This is a genomic window from Commensalibacter sp. M0355 (genome assembly GCF_016101365.1).
Taxonomy (GTDB): Bacteria; Pseudomonadota; Alphaproteobacteria; order Acetobacterales; family Acetobacteraceae; genus Commensalibacter; species Commensalibacter melissae.
The window spans coordinates 103,695-120,667 of record NZ_JACFQQ010000003.1 but is presented as its reverse complement, the minus strand read 5'-3'; the positions used below and the strand labels follow the sequence as shown (position 1 = coordinate 120,667).

Here is a 16,973-nt window from a genome sequence, read left to right as displayed (position 1 = left end):
AAACTTATTATTGTGAAAGTTGCAAAATGACCAATACACGAATTCCCACATATTTACATATTGTAAGCACAATCGGAATTCTTACGGCATGTTTTATGTATGTATCTTATATTCCTCAAATTATCAATAATCTTAATGGTCATCCAACTCCGCCTTATCAGCCCGCTGTGGCTGCCTTAAACTGTATACTGTGGGTATGGTATGCTGTACGTGTCAAAAACTGGCCCGTAGCGATCGCGAATGCTCCTGGAATTTTATTTGGAATTATCGCTGCGATTACTGCATTGTTTTATCAATAAAATAATTTTTCGAACTAATTTTCGTAATAGAAAACTTGCAATAATTCTAAGGTAAAGAATAAAAATGTTAGAAAAAGATCAAATTCCCAAATACATTCATATTGTGGGTTGGATAGCCACCATAACGGCATGTTGTATGTATGTTTCATATGTTTTTCAGATTATTGATAATCTTCATGGTCAAATTACACCTCCCTATCAACCGGCTGTGGCTGCTGCAAATGGTGCATTATGGGTTTGGTACGCTGTTAAAATCAAAGACTGGCCCGTGGCAATCTCAAACGCTCCAGGTATTGTTTTTGGTGCGATAGCTTGTATAACCGCAATACAATTCTGATTATCATATGAATTCTTGATTATATTGCTTTGTATATCTAATAAATAGCAAAGCAATATAACGTTTAAATATTAAAATTATTATAAAAAAGTATTGGCAAATATATATGGAAAATTAAGAAAGTAAATATATAATAACAATAAATTGAATTGATAATAATTATAAATATTAAAGATAATAATTCTTTAACCTTATGGATAAAGGATTATTTTTATGAATACAGAAAAGCCTTTATTTGGTTTTATGACGGTTCCTTTGATTTGGGGATATATTGCAATCGCGATATTTATGGCCGGTGATGGATTTGAGGCCGCTTTTTTATCGAAATATATAACTGATATAGGATTTTCTGAAGCACAATCAGGTTTTGTATTTACTGTCTATGGGTTAATGGTTGCCTTGTCCGCATGGTGTTCTGGGGTTGTTGCGGAAATTATTACTCCACAAAAAGCGATGTTTACAGGATTTGCCATTTGGGTAGCCATGCATATATTCTTCATGATATTTGGCCTCACCTATCACAATTATTGGATGATGGTGATTTTTTATGGCATTCGAGGACTTGGTTATCCTTTGTTTTTATATTCTTTTGTTGTGCTTGTTATTTACAATGTTGATAAATTGCAAATTTCTAATGCAATGGGATGGTTTTGGGCGGCATATTCTGTTGGATTTGGTGTTATAGGTGGTTTTTTGCCAGGATTTATAAATCCGGTGATTGGGGAATACAATACTTTATGGATGTCTCTGGGTTGGGTTATTGTCGGTGGACTGATTGCATTAATTACGTTGCATAATGCAAGGACCAACAAGGAAAAAGCCAATCTGACTTTTAAAGAGAAAACAGCTGAATTAGGTCAGGCAATTACCATCTTATTCAGAAACAAGAATATATTTATGGCTGCGCTGGTTCGTATCATTAATACGACACCTTTATTTGGATTTGCTGTTGTAATGCCTTGGTTTTTAGTTGGAAAAACATCCCGGGATCATGGATTGGGATTTTCTAAAACTGAATGGCAAAATATCTGGACACTATTTTTGTTTGTTACGATTTTTACAAATATTTTATGGGGTATTTTGGCAGATTATATTGGTTGGTTACGGCAAGTACGCTGGGTTGGTTGCATTGGTGGTGTTTTTGCCTGTTTCAGTTTTTATTACATTCCAATAACATATGGTCATAATATTTGGATGGCAATGATACCGGCAACTTTGTTTGGAATTACGGTTGCTTCTTTTATGCCTATGACTGCTATTTTTACAGCTCTGGAACCGCATCATAAAGGGGCGGCTGTTTCAATATATAATTTGTCAGCCGGATTGAGCAATTTTCTTGGACCGGCTATTGCCACTATAGCGGTACCTTTCTTGGGGATTGGGGGAGCAATCGGAATATATATGGGACTATATGTTTTTGCCGCCTTATTAACGTTATTGATTAAAGTGAAACAGCCTTCAAAAGAGGACAGGATCAAATTTCGAGAAAATGGCATTGAACCAGAATATGATCAGATTATTTTGGAAAATTAGATTATGATAAAACAAAACTGTCAGTAATATTTATTCTGACAGTTTTTTGTAATTAATTTATATAATTCTCGTTATCAATATTTAATGTCTGGCCAGATATATAATTTGAGTCATAAGATGCCAGAAATACGGCTGCTCCCATAAAATCTTCTGGTAATCCCATTCGTCCCATGGGGACAGCCTGACCAACCAGATTTTTTTTCCGGATGGTCTATGTTCATATTTCGTAAAAAGAGCATCAACTTTTTTCCATATAGGGATATTTATAACATCAGGAGCAATAGTATTGACATTGATATTATATTTTGCCAAAGTCATGGAGGCTGATTGAGTATAGCTTATAATGGCGGCTTGGGTTGCACAATAAAGGGAAACAAGGACTTCGGCCTCGACGACCAGCCTGAGATGATTTATTAATAATTTTTCCATCTTCATTTTGTTCTATCATTTGTTTGGCAACAGCTTGCATAAGAAAAAATGATTCTTTTACATTAACGGTAAATAATTGATCAAAGACATCCCATGATTCATCCAATAAAGGTCGCATGTCAAAAATTCCTGCGCCATTAAATAAAATGTCAACTTTATTAAAGTTTTGGAGAGTGGTTGACAGAATTTGTTGTATATCCTCTTTTTTTACTGACACCGCTACTTGTTCCTGTAATAGTAGCTGTTTTGCCTTTGAGTTTCGTAAAATTACTTTTTTTTGAAATAGATATTTTATTTACAGGCAATAAAATAGTGTTTTAAATTTTTTTTATTTGATTTTATAAATAAGGATTTACAAAATCAATTATATTTAATTGATACCAATAGTCTGACCAACATCCACAATCATGGCATAACCAGTAGTAAAGGTTGCTTCTTTGGAACCAAGCCATAATACAGCAGCAGCGATTTCCTCAGGTCTACCAAGACGGCCAATAGGTTCTTAAGCAATTACACGAGCTTTTCCTTCAGGCGTACCACCACTGAATCGCTCAATCATTGGCGTGTCAATAATACCAGGACAAATGGCATTGATCCGAATGTTTGATTTTGCATAATCAAGTGCGGCACATTTGGTAAGACCCATAATACCAAATTTAGTCGCGGCATAAGCAGCTTGCCCTTTAATACCAATAATGCCTGCACTGGAAGAAGTATTAACGATTGATCCACCACCGTTCCTAAGCATAACAGGAATAAGATATTTCATACATAAGAAAACATCATTTAGGTTTATATTAATATAATGGTACCAATTGTCTTCTATAACCTCACCAATCGGTTCAACAGGTTGTTCAACACCAGCATTATTAAATGCTAGATCAATATGGCCAAACGTGGCAACTGCACGATCGACAGTATTTTTTATCTGTTGGCTATTTCTTACATCAGCAGTAATAGCCAAGGCATGTTGCCCAATTTTTTCAATAAGGTTTACGGTTTTCTACAACCTAATTTCGTCCAGATCCACTAAAATTATATTTGCTCCTTCTCTTGCAAAAGCTAGGGCTGTGGCCTTAACTAATACCTTCTGTGGCACCTGTAATAAAGGTAACTTTATCAGTAAAACGTTTATTTTGATTTATAGTCATTTTTTAATTTCTTTTTTAGTAGTAATTTAATGAAAATTATTATTTATTCTTTTGTTTAGGGAATCATTACAGTGTCTTTTGTGAGCTTGCGTGATTCAAGTTTCTGATGGGCTTCAGTAGCGTGTTCCAAAGATAACTGAAGAGGTGATTGAATTTTTATAATATTATTCGAAATAATATCAAAAAACTCTTTACTCATGGAAAGCACGTCGGAACGTTTGGAAAGATATGTTGTTAAGCCAAGCCAAGTTGCATAAAGCGATCCTTTTTCTAATAAAGTTAGAATATCAAAAGGTGGAATAAGTCCTGAAAAAAGCCAAAACTAACAAAAAAACCAAAAGGACGCAAACAATCCCGTGAACCTGGAAAGGTCATTTTACCAATACTATCATAAACAACATGGCATCCTTGACCATGAATGATGGCTTTAACTTGAAAGGTTTGTCGGATTAAAAACCGGGCTGTTAATCCTTTGAGTAAGGATGCGGCTGCGGTTTCATAAGAGATGTTATCAGGCAAGGGTATAAGAAAATGTACAGGAACAATTGTTTGTTCTGCATAAGCACCCAAGGTTTCGATATAAGCTACTCGATCCCCAACGGAAAAATCTTTTACTCCCTCACCAATGGCAATAATATCGCCAGCCCCCTCTTTACCTGGAATAAATGGAAGTGGTGTATTAAAAATCCCTTTTCTTAAATAAATATCGACAAAATTGACTCCAATTGCTCGATTATGGATAAGAACCTCTCCAGCTTTGGGGTGAATAATAGGTATCTCTTCATAATTTAAAACATTTGGATCACCATAATTATGAATTTGTATGGCTTTCATTATCTGTATTCCTAGATTTGTAAATGTATTTTCAATTCGTGTCGTAGATTTTTTAATAAAATCAATAGAATGGATGATTTAAAAATTGCGGATGGATTTAATTATAAAGGGAATAGATTAACGTGATTAGATTTAATAAGTTTTATGTGGTTATGAGAAAAAATCACAAATAAAAATATTGAATTTCAAGATAACCTGTATGAATGTCTTAATATTGATTCAAATTTTTCAAGTAAACTGTTAATAGAAATTGATTTAATCTCTATATCGAATAGCTTGAATAAAATTAGAAAAGGCTAACGACATATTTCTACGATTGGGATAATATAGGTGAAATCCTTGGAAAACAGGGCACCAATCATTCAATGTCTCTTGTAATTGACCATTGTGTAAATAAGGTGCAACAAGTGGTTGGGGAATAAAGGCCAAACCTATTCCATCAAGGGCACTATTCAACATTTGTAAACTGCTATTTAAAATGAGAGGCCCATTAACTTTGACCGTGAATTTTTCATTATGTTTTCTGAATTCCCAGGCATAAATGTTTCCGGAATTATTATGTCGAATATTGATGCATTTATGATGGATCAATTCATATGGGGTTGTTGGAAATGAATTTTGTTGAAAATAATCAGGAGACCCGACTACAGCCATGCGCCAATTGGTTCCTATACGAACAGCAATCATATCTTTGTCTATGGAATTTACAAGACGAATACCGGCATCAAATTTATGTTCTATAATATTTATAAATTCATAATTGATATGTAATTCTAAGATAATATCAGGGTATTGTATAAAAAAATCTTTTAAAAGAGGTCTTAGACACATTTCAATAGAATCATCAGTACAAGTTATTCTTATAGTACCTACTGGTTTACCACGTAATTCATTGAGCTTTTCAAGTTCCAAATTTATTTGATTTAAATGAAATCCAACCGATGTTACTAATTGTTCACCAATTTTGGTTGGAGAAACATTGCGTGTCGTTCTGGCGAGTAATCGTAAACCAAGTTGTTCTTCAAGATCTTTGATTATATGGTTTAAAGTTGATGGAGTTATTCCTAATTCAGCTGTAGCTTTTGTAAAGCTTTATTTCGTGCTACGGCCAAAAATGATTGCAATGCATTAAGTGTCGTTTTTTTCATTTTATTGTCATAGGTTTGAAAAAATAAGAATATTAAATTGAAGAATAAATTTTAAAGTTTGGTTAGAAATTAAAGAATTATTTCATATATATAGTGTATTCGAATTTCCATTCGAAACAATTTCAAATTTTGTATACAAGGAAAACCTGTAATAAATTTTATCTTTAAAAGATAAAAAATTATATGGTACTAGAATACTTCATTGATTGTTTGAACAGTTTTGAAATTAAGATAATGAGCTATGCAGTAAAAGAAATTTTTCTTACCTTGCAGGGAGAAGGCTATTTTGCAGGCAGGACAGCGGTTTTTTGCCGTTTCTCCGGTTGTAACTTGTGGTCCGGACAGGAAAAAGACCGTGCCAATGCGATTTGTCAGTTTTGTGATACAGATTTTGTCGGAATGGATGGTTCTGGTGGTGGACGATTTGAAGATGCAAATTCGTTGGCCATAGCTATTGAAAAACATTGGGGAGAAAGGGACACTTCCTATCGTTTTGTTGTTTTTACCGGAGGGGAACCTTTGTTGCAGCTAGATAAATCCTTGATTGATGTTCTGAAGAAAAAAGGTTTTTTTATTGCTGTTGAGACAAATGGAACGATGCCTGTACCAAAAGGGGTGGATTGGATTTGTGTAAGTCCCAAACAAGGTGCTGCCCTAATGCAAATGCATGGGGATGAATTGAAATTAGTGTATCCACAAGAAGCGATGAATCCCCAGAAATTTGAATCATTATCTTTTAAGAGTTTTCGTCTGCAGCCTAGGGATGATGAGCAGAGAGATAAACATTTGCGTCAGGCAATCCAATACTGTCAAGATCATCCAAAATGGTATCTTTCATTGCAAACACATAAATTAATAGGGATTCCATAATGAAAAAAACAGCAGATTTTTCAGAAGGGGCCCTGGTTTTATTTTCGGGAGGTCAGGATTCAACAACCTGTTTGGCCTGGGCTTTGACACATTTCCCAATTGTCGAGACGCTAGGATTTGATTATGGACAACGTCATTTTGTGGAAATGGAATGCCGTTCGGTAATTCGCGAAAAGATCTTGAATATTCAACCGGAATGGAAAGAGCGTCTTGGAGAGGATCATATTTTGAAATTATCAGATTTGGGAGCGATTTCTGATACATCCTTAACGCGGGAAACCGAAATTGAATGGAATAAGCAGGGATTACCTTCGACCTTTGTTCCTGGAAGGAATTTACTTTTTTTAACTTATGCCGCGATTATTGCAAACAGAAGAAATTTGCGGCATTTGGTTGGTGGCATGTGTGAAACAGATTTTTCAGGATATCCTGATTGTCGGGACGATACGTTAAAAGCTTTGCAGGTTGCGCTTAATCTGGGAATGAATACGCGATTTGTTTTGCATACACCATTAATGTGGCTTGACAAGGCTGCAGAATGGAAATTGGCTGAAACTTTGGGAAATGATTCACTTATTGAATTAATCAATAAGGAAACGCATAGTTGTTATTTGGGCGATCGTACCCATTATCATGAATGGGGATATGGTTGTGGTCATTGTCCTGCCTGCGAATTACGTCAGGCTGGATGGGAGACCTATTTGCGGCAAAAGGAAATGTTTGGTGTTTGATTTGGTTTTTACTCGTCGTTATTCTATGGGGCATCGTTTGATTCACGGGGCTGGAGATATTTGTGCCACACCGCATGGGCATAATGAAGAGGTGAGCGTTTATTTAAAGGCTCATGAAGCGGAAAGACTGGATGGTTCTGCAAATATGGTCCTTCCTTTCTATTATGCAAAAAAGAAATGGCATCAATTTGTGGATGGTTCCATAGATCATTCTTTTCAGCTTTCAGAAGATGATCCCCTTTTGCCCTGGTTTATCAAAAATGAACCAAAACGTGTAAGGCATTTAGTCGTGACACCAGGTGATCCAACAACTGAATTAATGGCTTGTTTATTAATGATCAAGGTCAATACAATTTTGGATGCAGAAAAAACCGGCTTATATTGTTTTAAAATCGATATCAAGGAAACCCCGACAAATACGGTCAGTTTTTCGGGCAATCCTTTTGATTTTGTTCCCCAATCGAAAAATGGACAAGGTCATTGGTGGGAACGGCCGGATATGTCAATTTCTGATTTGGAAATCTAGAGGGTGAGTTGATATAATATCGTGTGACGACTGGTACAATCTTCCAGTTCCATTGTTGTCGGAATATTATATTCATGAATAGGGAAAAGTTCTTCTTTGGGTAAATAATTACGTCCAGGATCTGCAATAATGACCTGTGTACCGGTGGCGGCACATTTTTTTAGCCAGGGCCAGATATGCCTGGTCATTGGGGCTTCATAACAAACGTCACCACAAAGAATCAGATCCCATTGACAGGGTAGTCCAACAATATTTTTGGAATTTTTATCTAGAAGAATATGATTGGCCTTTGCATTTGATGCACACGCTTGCTGTGCCAGAGGGTCAATATCTGCGACTTCAATAAATTGCGCGTTGTTTTTGCCCGCTGCAATGGCGGCAATTCCACATCCTGCTGCAAAATCCAGGACTTTTTTCTGTTTAACAAATCGAGGATGATCTATAATATACCGTGCGAGTGCTTTTCCCCCAGGCCAGGCAAAAGCCCAGAAAGGCGGTTCAATATTTTGCTCGGCAAGCCAGTTTTCAGTCGCTTGCCAAATAGGTGTAATATCACTGGCTTGATAAAGTGAAATTTCCGGAACAAAATCAACTTCTTTTAAAATGGTATAATCGGAAATAAATTTTTGGAATAGTGCCGGATTCATTGAAAAATATTTCCCATTAATAAAGCCAGGGCGATCAATATACCGGCATCACGATTGGATTTGAACAATATTAGGCAACAGGTTGGGTTGCATAAGTCAAAGTTTTTAAGCTGCCATATAAAATGGCTCAAGGGTAAGAGAAGGGCAAAGAAAGAAACCCAGCTATTCTGATTTAAAATCATGGCAATCAATAACATTATGATACAAAAGCCATAATTTGTACCCACGAAAATCTTTCCTGCCTCCCCGGCCCATCGGGCGGTTGATTTGACACCAATTCGTTGATCATCTTCTATATCCTGATATCCGTAAATAGTATCAAAACCGATTTGCCAAAAAATAGTTGCGGCATATAACGCAAATTGGGACCAGGATAAACAGCCTGTAGCGGCGGTATATCCAAGGGGGGCACCAAATCCAAATGTAAATCCCAGAACAAGTTGTGGCCAAGCAAAAATTCTTTTTGCACCAGGATAGAGAGCAACAAGAATTAGGGAGGAAGCGCCCAAAAGCCATGAAAGCGGATTTAGCTGTAATAAAACGAGAAAACCAAGAGCCAAGAGAACAAGTAAAAAACAAACTGCTCTTTTTAGGGAAATTGTATTATTTGCAAGGGGCCTTTGTTGTGTTCTGGCAACCTGACGGTCAAAATCACGATCCCATATATCATTTACAACACAACCGGCGCTGCGCATGATGATACTGCCCAGCGCAAAAAGAAATATGAGTTTTAAGCGTATTGCCCAATTGATTTGATGGGGTAATAGGATTCCCCATAACCCCGGGATAAAGAGAAGCCAGTTTCCAATCGGGCGATCCAGTCTGGATAAAATGGCATAAGGTTTTAAGGAAGACGGTAAAAAATTAATCCAACTTGATAAATTGATATCAGAATATGATGATTTTTGATTCACAGTTAATTCCAAAAGGCAAATTTGTGCCTGAATATCGAGGATGGTGTAAAAGCTTTATGGATTTTATAGTATAAAACTGTTTTTTTACTAGAAAAAGATTGTTTGAATATTTTGTTACAGAATGGTGGAATGAATGTCTTTTGTACCGCGTATCTATATTGATTTAGATCAATCTATAACATTGGTTGCAAATGAACCTTGTTATTTATCCGCTACAATTGTTCATTATCTAGGAAATGTTTTACGATTGAAAAAAGGTGGCAGAGTTATTTTGTTTAATAACCGAGATGGAGAGTGGATTGGTGAAATAGAGCATATATCCAAAAATAAAGGGGTTGTTCATCTGTTGGAGCAGGTAAGGTTACCCATTCTTGCTCATGGACCAACCTTGCTTTTTGCACCCTTGAAACGAGATGCAACAGATTTGGCTGTTCGTATGGCGACTGAATTGGGGGTCAGAATTATTCAGCCTGTTCAGACATTGCGAACAAACAGTCAAAGAATTAAAGATGAAAGGTTACTGGCTATCGCCAAAGAGGCTGCAGAACAAAGTAACCGTTTGACCATTCCCGAAATAAGGTCACTTTGTTCCCTATTCGAAATTTGTGATGTTTGGCCACAGGACAAGCCTTTGCTGATAGCGCTAGAGCGTGGAAATGAAAGAAAGATTGATGCAACTTTTCAACCATTATATAATGGAAACGAAGGGCTCCTTATTGGTCCCGAAGGAGGGTTTGATGAATGTGAAATCGAAAAATTACTTTCTTATAAATTTATACTTCCTATATCCTTGGGAAATCTTGTTTTAAAAGCGGAAACAGCTATTGCTGCAGGACTTGCAAAATTATTTCCTTATGTAAAAGCTTAATATAGTATAATAATTACTTCTTTTTTAAAAATGTAAATGTAGATAGATTGTATATGTCCAGTTTAATTGATCATGATCAGACTCTAGTAACTTCCGTAAAACAATTGGCTGATTATTTGGCCGGTGGATGTAAACCTGTTCAAAATTGGCGTATTGGTACTGAGCATGAAAAATTTGGATTCATTAATTCTCAGAATGATCGTGATTATTTATTCCCTCCCGCTTATAAACCGGATGGAATAGAGGATGTTTTAAAAAATATTCAAGATCAGCATGAAAGCTGGCAGCCGCTTTACGATATGAATAACCTTATCGGATTTAATGGTGACAGGGGTTCGATTTCCCTTGAACCGGCTGGACAATTTGAGCTATCTGGGGCGCCTGTTGAAACTTTGCATGAAACGCGCCGAGAAATGGATTTGCATTTTCAGGATATGCATCGTGCTGCTGACTCTTTGGCATTGGGATTTTCTCCTTTGGGATTTCATCCGTTTGCACGACGTGACCAAATGCCCTGGATGCCCAAAAAGCGATATGAAATTATGAAAGCCTATATGCCAAAGGTTGGAAAACTTGGCCTGGATATGATGACAAGAACTTGTACAGTTCAGGTCAACCTGGATTTTTCTTCAGAAAAAGACATGGCACGTAAAATGCGTGTATCTTTGGCTTTACAGCCCATATTTACCGCTCTATTTGCAAATTCACCCTTTTATGAAGGAAAACCGAGCGGGTTGCAGTCAATGCGTGCATATATCTGGACAGATACGGATAATCAGCGTGCAGGTATGCCCGATGTTTTTTTTGACGATCATTTTGGTTTCGAACACTATATCGAGTGGCTGTTGGATGTGCCGATGTATTTTGTCATTCGTCATGGTAAGATGATTGATGTTTCCGGGGCATCTTTTCGGGCATGGATACAGGGTAGAACACCTGCGGGTTTGGAGCATGAGAAACTGACCATGGGAGATTTTAAAAACCATATAACAGTCGCCTTTCCTGATGTCCGTTTGAAACAATATCTTGAAATGCGGGGTGCGGATGCAGGATCAAGGGAAATGATGATTGCAATGTCGGCTTTCTGGACGGGATTATTGTATGATTCTTCAACGTTGCTGGCCGTGGAAAAGCTGGTCAGGGAACAGGAATGGTCTGTCTATAAAGCTTTAAGAAATAAAGTGATCGGACAGGGATTGTCAGCATCAATCGGTAGAGAAAACCTTAGGGAATTTATGAGGCGTCTTCTTCAGTTGGCTCAACAAGGATTGAAAAATCGCAATTTTAAGGATGAGAATGGTGATGATGAAACCAAGTATCTGATTCCCCTATTTGAAATTGCTGAGGGAGGTCCAACCCAGTCTGAATATTGGTTACACCGTTATGAAACGGTTTGGAGGGGAGATGTAAGGCGAATTATGAAAGAGTCTATGATTTAGGGAAGATAAAAAATTAATTTTATTGTTCTTTGAGTCATTAAGGTTGAATATTGTAAATTAATAAATTGATTTTATAAAAGGAATTTAGTCATGTCGATTCAAAATTTTGAATTTTATAATCCAACACGTATCGTTTTCGGACAAAATACAATTGAAAAATTGAACAGCTTAATTCCTAAAAATGCAAAAGTACTAATTACTATAGGAGGGGGCAGTGTTCGCAAAAATGGAACCCTTGCTGAGGTACAAAAGGCATTGGGTGGTCGTCATGTCGAGATTTTTGAAGGAATAGAAGCCAATCCTATTTTTGAAACTCTCATGAAAGCTGTTGAGAAAATTCGTCAGGAAAATTTTGATTTTATATTGGGCGTTGGCGGAGGATCTGTCATGGACGGGACCAAATTTATCGCCGGGGCAGTACATTGCAAGGATGATCCTTGGAAATTGGTACTTGATGGTGGAAAAGATATTCAGCAGATTGTTCCTTTCGGATTTGTTTTGACCTTACCGGCAACAGGTTCGGAAATGAACAGTAATGCTGTTATCTCACGGAAGACAACAGAAGATAAATTGCCGATTAAAAATGAGCTTTTATATCCTGTATTTTCTATTCTGGATCCAACGAAAACATTCAGTTTACCGAAAAAGCAAGTTGCAAACGGAATTATTGATGCTTTTGTCCATACTACAGAACAATATTTGACTTATCCAGTTAATGGATCCATTCAAGATCGTTTTGCTGAAGGGATTTTGTTAACTTTAATTGAAGAGGGTCCAAAGACCTATAATAATCCAGAGGATTATGAATCTCGCGCAAATTTTGTATGGGCAGCAACAATGGCCCTAAATGGCTTGATTGCCGCAGGGGTTCCGGAAGATTGGGCCACTCATATGATTGGACATGAACTGACAATTTTGTATGGTCTTGATCATGGGCAGACTTTGGCGATTGTACTTCCATCCTTATTAGAGGAAATGCGTCAAGATAAACGTGAAAAACTTCTTCAATATGGTAAGAGAGTATGGGGATTAACAGGATATAGTGATGAAAAGATTATTGATGAAGCAATCAGGAAAACAAGGGAATTTTTTGAAAGTTTTGGTGTAAAAACCTATTTACACGAATATGATATTGATAATAATGCTGCGGAAAAGGTAATTGAGCAATTAAAGAGACATCATATGACCGCATTGGGGGAAAGAAAAAATATTACACCTGATGTAAGTTATCGTATTGTGCAGGCAAGTCTGTAACAATAATTACATTTCTGCTAAAAGGGTTTTGCCATGCGATTGTTGAAAGTTGTTTCCATTTGCTGTTTTATTACCGTTTTGGAAATGGTTGGTTTAAGAAATCTTGCTTTTGCTCAGGATAAGACAGGGAATGCAATGACGGGTGTGACACTGACGTCCAAGCAGCTAAATAATATTCAGCAGTTGGAAAATTGGATTGATAATCTGACAATAATGAAAGCCAATTTTCAGCAGATTGCCCCGAATGGTCAACGAAGCACTGGACAGGTTTGGATCAAGCGTCCAGGGCGGATTAGGTTTGAATATGATAAACCCAGTCAATTATTGTTGGTAGCGAATGAAGGGAAAATGGTTTTTCATGATGGAGCTGTTGGTCAAACAACCACCATTCCAATTGATCAAAATCCATTAGGACTGTTATTAAAGCCGGATCTTCATTTTTCCGGAGATGTCACGATTGTTAAATATGAAAAGGAAAATGGTTTAATTCAGGTCACGGTTGTCAGGACGGCCTCTCCTTCAGAGGGAAGCTTGACGTTGATATTCAATCAAAATTATATGGTTTTAAGAGGATGGGAGGTTGTTGATGCGCAGGGTCAGGTTACCAAAGTTGACCTGTATGACCTTCATCCTAAAAAATCTGTTTCTGATGAGTTATTTAACATTCATTTTAAGGATGATGAATAGGGATTATATTTTTTGCAGTTCAAGTGCACGTTTATAAACAATTTTTTTGGGCAAGTGAAGAGCGGTGGACACAACTTGGGCAGCGTCTTTAATGGACATTGTTTTTAAGGCCTTAATAAGATTTGTATCAAGATCTATCATATCATGGTTATTTTTTTCTGAAGAGGGGGGGGCCAATAATACAATCATTTCACCTTTTGGTGGGATTTTGGAAAATTGATCAAGCAAAGATTTTAAAGTACCACGTTGAATTTCTTCGAATTTTTTTGTCAATTCTCTAGCTACGGCTGCCTCACGATTTTCGCCAAAAACCTCTTTCAAATCTTTTAGCATATCGATCAATCGATGGGGTGCTTCATGCCAGATATAGGTTGGGGTCAGTCCTATATTTTCTACTGCCTTTAAGATAGCAAAAGAATTTTGCCGAGCTGTTGATTTTGGTGGCGGAAAACCAATAAATAAATAGGGATGTGGTGGAAGTCCTGATAAAGTTAATGCCATTAAAGCTGCATTTGCGCCTGGAATGGCTGTAATTTTAATATTTTCTTTTATGACAGCATGGGTTAGTTGATATCCTGGATCAGATACCAAAGGGGTGCCTGCATCAGAAATCAATGCAATTTTTTTACCCTGGTGAAGTAAATTTAAAACATGATGGATACGATGGGTTTCATTATGTTGATGCAGGCATTCGGTTGGGGTTGTAATACCATAGGTTGATAGAAGTTTTGCACTGACCCGTGTATCTTCACATAAAATCAAATCGCATTCCTGTAAAATCATTTTGGCACGAAAACTTAGGTCACCAAGATTGCCAATTGGTGTCGAAACCAGAAAAAATCGAGCATTATTTTCAATGGTACGATTATGTAAAAGCCTGTTTGATTGGATTGTGTTAATATTTGATTGAATATTTTGTTTTTGCATTTTAATAATAACTGATAATCAGATTTTGATTAAATCAAAGGAGAATACTATTGATAGAGCAGAAAATACCTTTTAAACAAAATTGTTTGGGATTGAATTCTTTTATGGCAAATTTGTTAAAGGTCACTATCCCTGTATGCTTGCTGGCAGCTTGTTCTTCTAGTCATAGTGATAATAATACTCCTATTACGACACCTACTCAAAATTTGCAACAACCTTCCAAAAAACAAATTGGGCTTCTTCTTCCCTTGACGGGGAGAAATGGCGGATTGGGAAACAATATGTTAAAAGCCGCCCGGCTCGCCATTGATGAACCCTCTGCACTCGACGTTCATGATACGGCAGAAACGGGTGGGGCTTCTGCAGCAGCCCATAAAGCCATTGAGGCAGGTGATGGCATTATTCTTGGTCCCTTGACAGCTAAGGATACAACAGAGGTTGCAGCAGTGACTGGTGCGGTCAATATTCCGGTTCTTTCCTATAGCAGTAATGCTTCAATTGCATCTTCAAATGTGTGGATTTTTGGAATTACGCAAAATCAGCAAATTGAAACTTTGGTAAAAGCAGCCAAAAATGAAGGGCGAATGAAATTTGCGGCTTTTTTACCTGATAACAGTTTTGGTCGGGCAATGGCAGATGGATTAATTAAAAGCTGCTCTGATCAGGGATTGATGCAACCCACAATCGTGTATCATGCGGCTGACCTGTCTGACATCACACAAAAATTGAAATCAATGTCAAATTTTGATGAAAGAACGGAAGCGGCTAAAACAAACTCTCAAAACCAGAATTCAACTGATACCACTGCAGCGAATGGACCCAAGGAAGATGGAGATAGTTTACAAAATGAACTTATTCCTTCAAAACCTGAAAAAAAGGTCGAGACAAAAAAACTGAAACTGGATAAACCTCCGTTTGACGCCTTGCTTTTGGCTGATACAGGATTACAGTTGCAGTCTGTTATCAATGCGATGAATGAAGTGCAGGTTTCTACAAGCCAGGTCAGGATTATGGGACCTACTTTATGGTCATCTTTTGCCGGTAAATTGGGAAAATTAAAAGGGGCCTGGTATGTCGCGCCCAATCCGGTCAAACGTCAGGAATTTATCCGGCAATATATGGCAAGATATGGACAAACTCCAAAACCCCTAGCGGACTTCACCTATGATTCAGCTGCATTGGCAAACAGTTTGAGAAAACGTCCAGGTGGTTTCTCAATAGAAAATCTAACGCGACCGGATGGATTTAATGGTATTGATGGCTTTTTTGCCCTGCATCCCGATGGAACAGTAAAACGTGATTTACAGATTTTTGAAATTCAGTCCTTTGGTGGAGGAAAAATGATTTCAACTCCAAAAGATAATACATCGGGCAGTATGACACATTAGGGTTTATAGTATTCTTTTGGCCATCTTTTATGCAGCCAGAGCCATTGCTCTGGTTGTTTCCTTATCCATTCTTCAATTTTGTCATTTATGCGTTGGGTTAATATTCGAACATTTTCTATATTGTTTTCGACCAGATCCGAATAATCAATGGGTGTTTCGACAATAATGCGCAGTCTTGCAGGTCCAAGTCGTTTTACATAACCGGGAATGATGGGACAACGTAATTTCAGGGCCAGGCTTGCAACAGCGGAAGAGGTCATTGCAGGTTTTCCAAAAAAATTAACCCGAATGCCATCATTCATCTTCTGATCACTTAGAACACCAAGTCTTTTTCCTTGTAAAAGGTGTCTTAATGCTTGTTTTGCCCCTTTTGCTCCCTTTGCAAACATGGGAATTTTTTGTTGCATGGCTTGATATCGTAATTGAAGGATAAGCTCATTTACATAGGGATTGCTAGCTGCACGGAAAAAAGAAGAAAAAGGAACCCCATATTGTGCAACCCCCGGTGGCAACATTTCCCAGTTTCCAAGATGACCTGATACAAATAAAACCGGTCCTTTACGCTTTGCCTGTCCAATTAAATAATTTTCCCCAATGATTTCCCAGCCCGCACCTTGTTTGGTATTTTGTTCAAGATTAGCAAGATGTGGAAATTCTCCAACCGTTCTTCCAAGATTTTCCCATACGCCTGCTATAATTTTTTGTCTTTCCTGCAAGGAGAGATCAGGCATGACAAATTTTATATTTCTATCAGCTATTTTGGAAACGGGAAGTTTCGTGCCAATTTTTTGACAAATCCATCCACCTAGATTGGAGGCTTGTTCTGGAGAAAGTTTTTGTAAGAGGTTAATACAAATTTCAGCGATCAGATATTCACCGTAATATAAACATTGTTTCAACCAATTGGAAATAATCTGACGGGATGGTAAGGGCAAGGACATGAAGGAAATTTTTATTGAATGGATTTTACTAAAACGGAATGGATGACAGT

Annotated in this window: 19 protein-coding genes and 2 pseudogenes; 12 read left to right on the top strand and 9 right to left on the bottom strand. The window is 37.3% G+C overall.

What is annotated here, in order from left to right; genetic code table 11:
* Positions 1-26 precede the first annotated feature (26 nt).
* The 3 genes from H3T44_RS06425 to H3T44_RS06415 all read left to right on the top strand — a co-directional run bounded on the left by H3T44_RS06425 (position 27) and on the right by H3T44_RS06415 (position 2,169).
* The gene (locus H3T44_RS06425; protein WP_155564751.1) at positions 27-299 is read left to right on the top strand and encodes a hypothetical protein; all 273 of its coding nucleotides are present in this window, start codon (positions 27-29) and stop codon (positions 297-299) included.
* Positions 300-363: 64 nt separating this feature from the next.
* Entirely contained in the window at positions 364-636 is a 273-nt protein-coding gene (locus H3T44_RS06420; protein ID WP_155568676.1) for a hypothetical protein, read from the top strand.
* 213 nt (positions 637-849) lie between these two features.
* Positions 850-2,169: an MFS transporter gene (locus H3T44_RS06415; protein ID WP_198196631.1), complete on the top strand. Its 1,320-nt coding sequence runs from the start codon at positions 850-852 to the stop codon at positions 2,167-2,169.
* Between the two features lie 52 nt (positions 2,170-2,221).
* Here H3T44_RS06415 and H3T44_RS09215 read toward each other — a convergent pair whose 3' ends face one another.
* The 5 genes and pseudogenes from H3T44_RS09215 to H3T44_RS06385 form a co-directional block, all read right to left on the bottom strand.
* Positions 2,222-2,311, bottom strand: coding sequence for a hypothetical protein (locus H3T44_RS09215; RefSeq protein ID WP_370552734.1), 90 nt, complete (start codon positions 2,309-2,311; stop codon positions 2,222-2,224).
* A 303-nt stretch (positions 2,312-2,614) separates the two neighbouring features.
* Positions 2,615-2,815, bottom strand: a pseudogene (locus tag H3T44_RS09210) (SDR family NAD(P)-dependent oxidoreductase); the annotation flags it as partial.
* A 153-nt stretch (positions 2,816-2,968) separates the two neighbouring features.
* Positions 2,969-3,586: pseudogene (locus tag H3T44_RS06395) on the bottom strand (SDR family oxidoreductase).
* 442 nt (positions 3,587-4,028) lie between these two features.
* Entirely contained in the window at positions 4,029-4,583 is a 555-nt protein-coding gene (locus tag H3T44_RS06390) for an alcohol dehydrogenase catalytic domain-containing protein (RefSeq protein WP_198185105.1), read from the bottom strand.
* A 255-nt stretch (positions 4,584-4,838) separates the two neighbouring features.
* Positions 4,839-5,618, bottom strand: a complete 780-nt coding sequence (locus H3T44_RS06385) for a LysR substrate-binding domain-containing protein (protein ID WP_370552738.1) — start codon at positions 5,616-5,618, stop codon at positions 4,839-4,841.
* Between H3T44_RS06385 and H3T44_RS09115 the strand changes: the two genes are divergently transcribed.
* The 4 genes from H3T44_RS09115 (at position 5,563) to H3T44_RS06365 (ending at position 7,858) form a co-directional block, all read left to right on the top strand.
* The gene (locus tag H3T44_RS09115; RefSeq protein WP_232347552.1) at positions 5,563-5,715 is read left to right on the top strand and encodes a hypothetical protein; all 153 of its coding nucleotides are present in this window, start codon (positions 5,563-5,565) and stop codon (positions 5,713-5,715) included. The genes H3T44_RS06385 and H3T44_RS09115 overlap by 56 nt on opposite strands.
* A gap of 250 nt (positions 5,716-5,965) precedes the next feature.
* Positions 5,966-6,601, top strand: a complete 636-nt coding sequence (queE, locus tag H3T44_RS06375) for a 7-carboxy-7-deazaguanine synthase (protein WP_122124215.1) — start codon at positions 5,966-5,968, stop codon at positions 6,599-6,601.
* The gene (gene queC, locus H3T44_RS06370) at positions 6,601-7,332 is read left to right on the top strand and encodes a 7-cyano-7-deazaguanine synthase QueC (RefSeq protein WP_155564759.1); all 732 of its coding nucleotides are present in this window, start codon (positions 6,601-6,603) and stop codon (positions 7,330-7,332) included. Before queE ends, queC begins: the two co-directional genes overlap by 1 nt.
* A complete protein-coding gene (locus tag H3T44_RS06365; protein WP_110439226.1) occupies positions 7,325-7,858 on the top strand; it encodes a 6-carboxytetrahydropterin synthase in 534 nt (177 codons plus the stop codon). The genes queC and H3T44_RS06365 overlap by 8 nt, the downstream gene beginning before the upstream one ends.
* Here the strand turns inward: H3T44_RS06365 and H3T44_RS06360 are convergent.
* The gene (locus H3T44_RS06360) at positions 7,855-8,505 is read right to left on the bottom strand and encodes a methyltransferase (protein WP_198196627.1); all 651 of its coding nucleotides are present in this window, start codon (positions 8,503-8,505) and stop codon (positions 7,855-7,857) included. The genes H3T44_RS06365 and H3T44_RS06360 overlap by 4 nt on opposite strands.
* A complete protein-coding gene (ubiA, locus tag H3T44_RS06355) occupies positions 8,502-9,419 on the bottom strand; it encodes a 4-hydroxybenzoate octaprenyltransferase (RefSeq protein WP_198196626.1) in 918 nt (305 codons plus the stop codon). The genes H3T44_RS06360 and ubiA overlap by 4 nt, the downstream gene beginning before the upstream one ends.
* Positions 9,420-9,552: 133 nt before the next feature.
* On the opposite strand from ubiA, the gene H3T44_RS06350 reads away from it, so the two are divergent.
* The 4 genes from H3T44_RS06350 to H3T44_RS06335 all read left to right on the top strand — a co-directional run bounded on the left by H3T44_RS06350 (position 9,553) and on the right by H3T44_RS06335 (position 13,667).
* Complete coding sequence (locus H3T44_RS06350) at positions 9,553-10,287, top strand: 16S rRNA (uracil(1498)-N(3))-methyltransferase (RefSeq protein WP_155564763.1); 735 nt, start codon at positions 9,553-9,555, stop codon at positions 10,285-10,287.
* Positions 10,288-10,340: 53 nt separating this feature from the next.
* Positions 10,341-11,726, top strand: coding sequence for a glutamate--cysteine ligase (locus tag H3T44_RS06345; protein WP_198193612.1), 1,386 nt, complete (start codon positions 10,341-10,343; stop codon positions 11,724-11,726).
* Between the two features lie 90 nt (positions 11,727-11,816).
* Entirely contained in the window at positions 11,817-12,980 is a 1,164-nt protein-coding gene (locus H3T44_RS06340) for an iron-containing alcohol dehydrogenase (protein ID WP_155564765.1), read from the top strand.
* A gap of 33 nt (positions 12,981-13,013) precedes the next feature.
* Complete coding sequence (locus tag H3T44_RS06335) at positions 13,014-13,667, top strand: outer membrane lipoprotein carrier protein LolA (RefSeq protein ID WP_198193613.1); 654 nt, start codon at positions 13,014-13,016, stop codon at positions 13,665-13,667.
* A gap of 3 nt (positions 13,668-13,670) precedes the next feature.
* Here H3T44_RS06335 and rsmI read toward each other — a convergent pair whose 3' ends face one another.
* Positions 13,671-14,594: a 16S rRNA (cytidine(1402)-2'-O)-methyltransferase gene (rsmI, locus tag H3T44_RS06330; protein WP_198196625.1), complete on the bottom strand. Its 924-nt coding sequence runs from the start codon at positions 14,592-14,594 to the stop codon at positions 13,671-13,673.
* A gap of 104 nt (positions 14,595-14,698) precedes the next feature.
* Here rsmI and H3T44_RS06325 point away from each other — a divergent pair, with 104 nt between their 5' ends.
* Positions 14,699-15,982 carry a penicillin-binding protein activator gene (locus H3T44_RS06325; RefSeq protein WP_198185110.1) on the top strand — a complete coding sequence of 428 codons (1,284 nt, stop codon included), beginning with the start codon at positions 14,699-14,701 and terminating at the stop codon, positions 15,980-15,982.
* Here the strand turns inward: H3T44_RS06325 and H3T44_RS06320 are convergent.
* The gene (locus H3T44_RS06320; protein ID WP_198196624.1) at positions 15,979-16,923 is read right to left on the bottom strand and encodes a lysophospholipid acyltransferase family protein; all 945 of its coding nucleotides are present in this window, start codon (positions 16,921-16,923) and stop codon (positions 15,979-15,981) included. The two genes, H3T44_RS06325 and H3T44_RS06320, sit on opposite strands and share 4 nt — an antisense overlap.
* Positions 16,924-16,973 lie beyond the last annotated feature (50 nt).

Bases quoted from the DNA above. Each gene is read 5' to 3' on its own strand.
- H3T44_RS06425 (WP_155564751.1), top strand. From the start codon at position 27: ATGACCAATACACGAATTCCCACATATTTACATATTGTAAGCACAATC.
- H3T44_RS06420 (WP_155568676.1), top strand. From the start codon at position 364: ATGTTAGAAAAAGATCAAATTCCCAAATACATTCATATTGTGGGTTGG.
- H3T44_RS06415 (WP_198196631.1), top strand. From the start codon at position 850: ATGAATACAGAAAAGCCTTTATTTGGTTTTATGACGGTTCCTTTGATT.
- H3T44_RS09215 (WP_370552734.1), bottom strand. From the start codon at position 2,311: ATGGGAGCAGCCGTATTTCTGGCATCTTATGACTCAAATTATATATCT.
- H3T44_RS06390 (WP_198185105.1), bottom strand. From the start codon at position 4,583: ATGAAAGCCATACAAATTCATAATTATGGTGATCCAAATGTTTTAAAT.
- queE (WP_122124215.1), top strand. From the start codon at position 5,966: ATGAGCTATGCAGTAAAAGAAATTTTTCTTACCTTGCAGGGAGAAGGC.
- queC (WP_155564759.1), top strand. From the start codon at position 6,601: ATGAAAAAAACAGCAGATTTTTCAGAAGGGGCCCTGGTTTTATTTTCG.
- H3T44_RS06360 (WP_198196627.1), bottom strand. From the start codon at position 8,505: ATGAATCCGGCACTATTCCAAAAATTTATTTCCGATTATACCATTTTA.
- H3T44_RS06350 (WP_155564763.1), top strand. From the start codon at position 9,553: ATGTCTTTTGTACCGCGTATCTATATTGATTTAGATCAATCTATAACA.
- H3T44_RS06345 (WP_198193612.1), top strand. From the start codon at position 10,341: ATGTCCAGTTTAATTGATCATGATCAGACTCTAGTAACTTCCGTAAAA.
- H3T44_RS06340 (WP_155564765.1), top strand. From the start codon at position 11,817: ATGTCGATTCAAAATTTTGAATTTTATAATCCAACACGTATCGTTTTC.
- H3T44_RS06335 (WP_198193613.1), top strand. From the start codon at position 13,014: ATGCGATTGTTGAAAGTTGTTTCCATTTGCTGTTTTATTACCGTTTTG.
- rsmI (WP_198196625.1), bottom strand. From the start codon at position 14,594: ATGCAAAAACAAAATATTCAATCAAATATTAACACAATCCAATCAAAC.
- H3T44_RS06325 (WP_198185110.1), top strand. From the start codon at position 14,699: ATGGCAAATTTGTTAAAGGTCACTATCCCTGTATGCTTGCTGGCAGCT.
- H3T44_RS06320 (WP_198196624.1), bottom strand. From the start codon at position 16,923: ATGTCCTTGCCCTTACCATCCCGTCAGATTATTTCCAATTGGTTGAAA.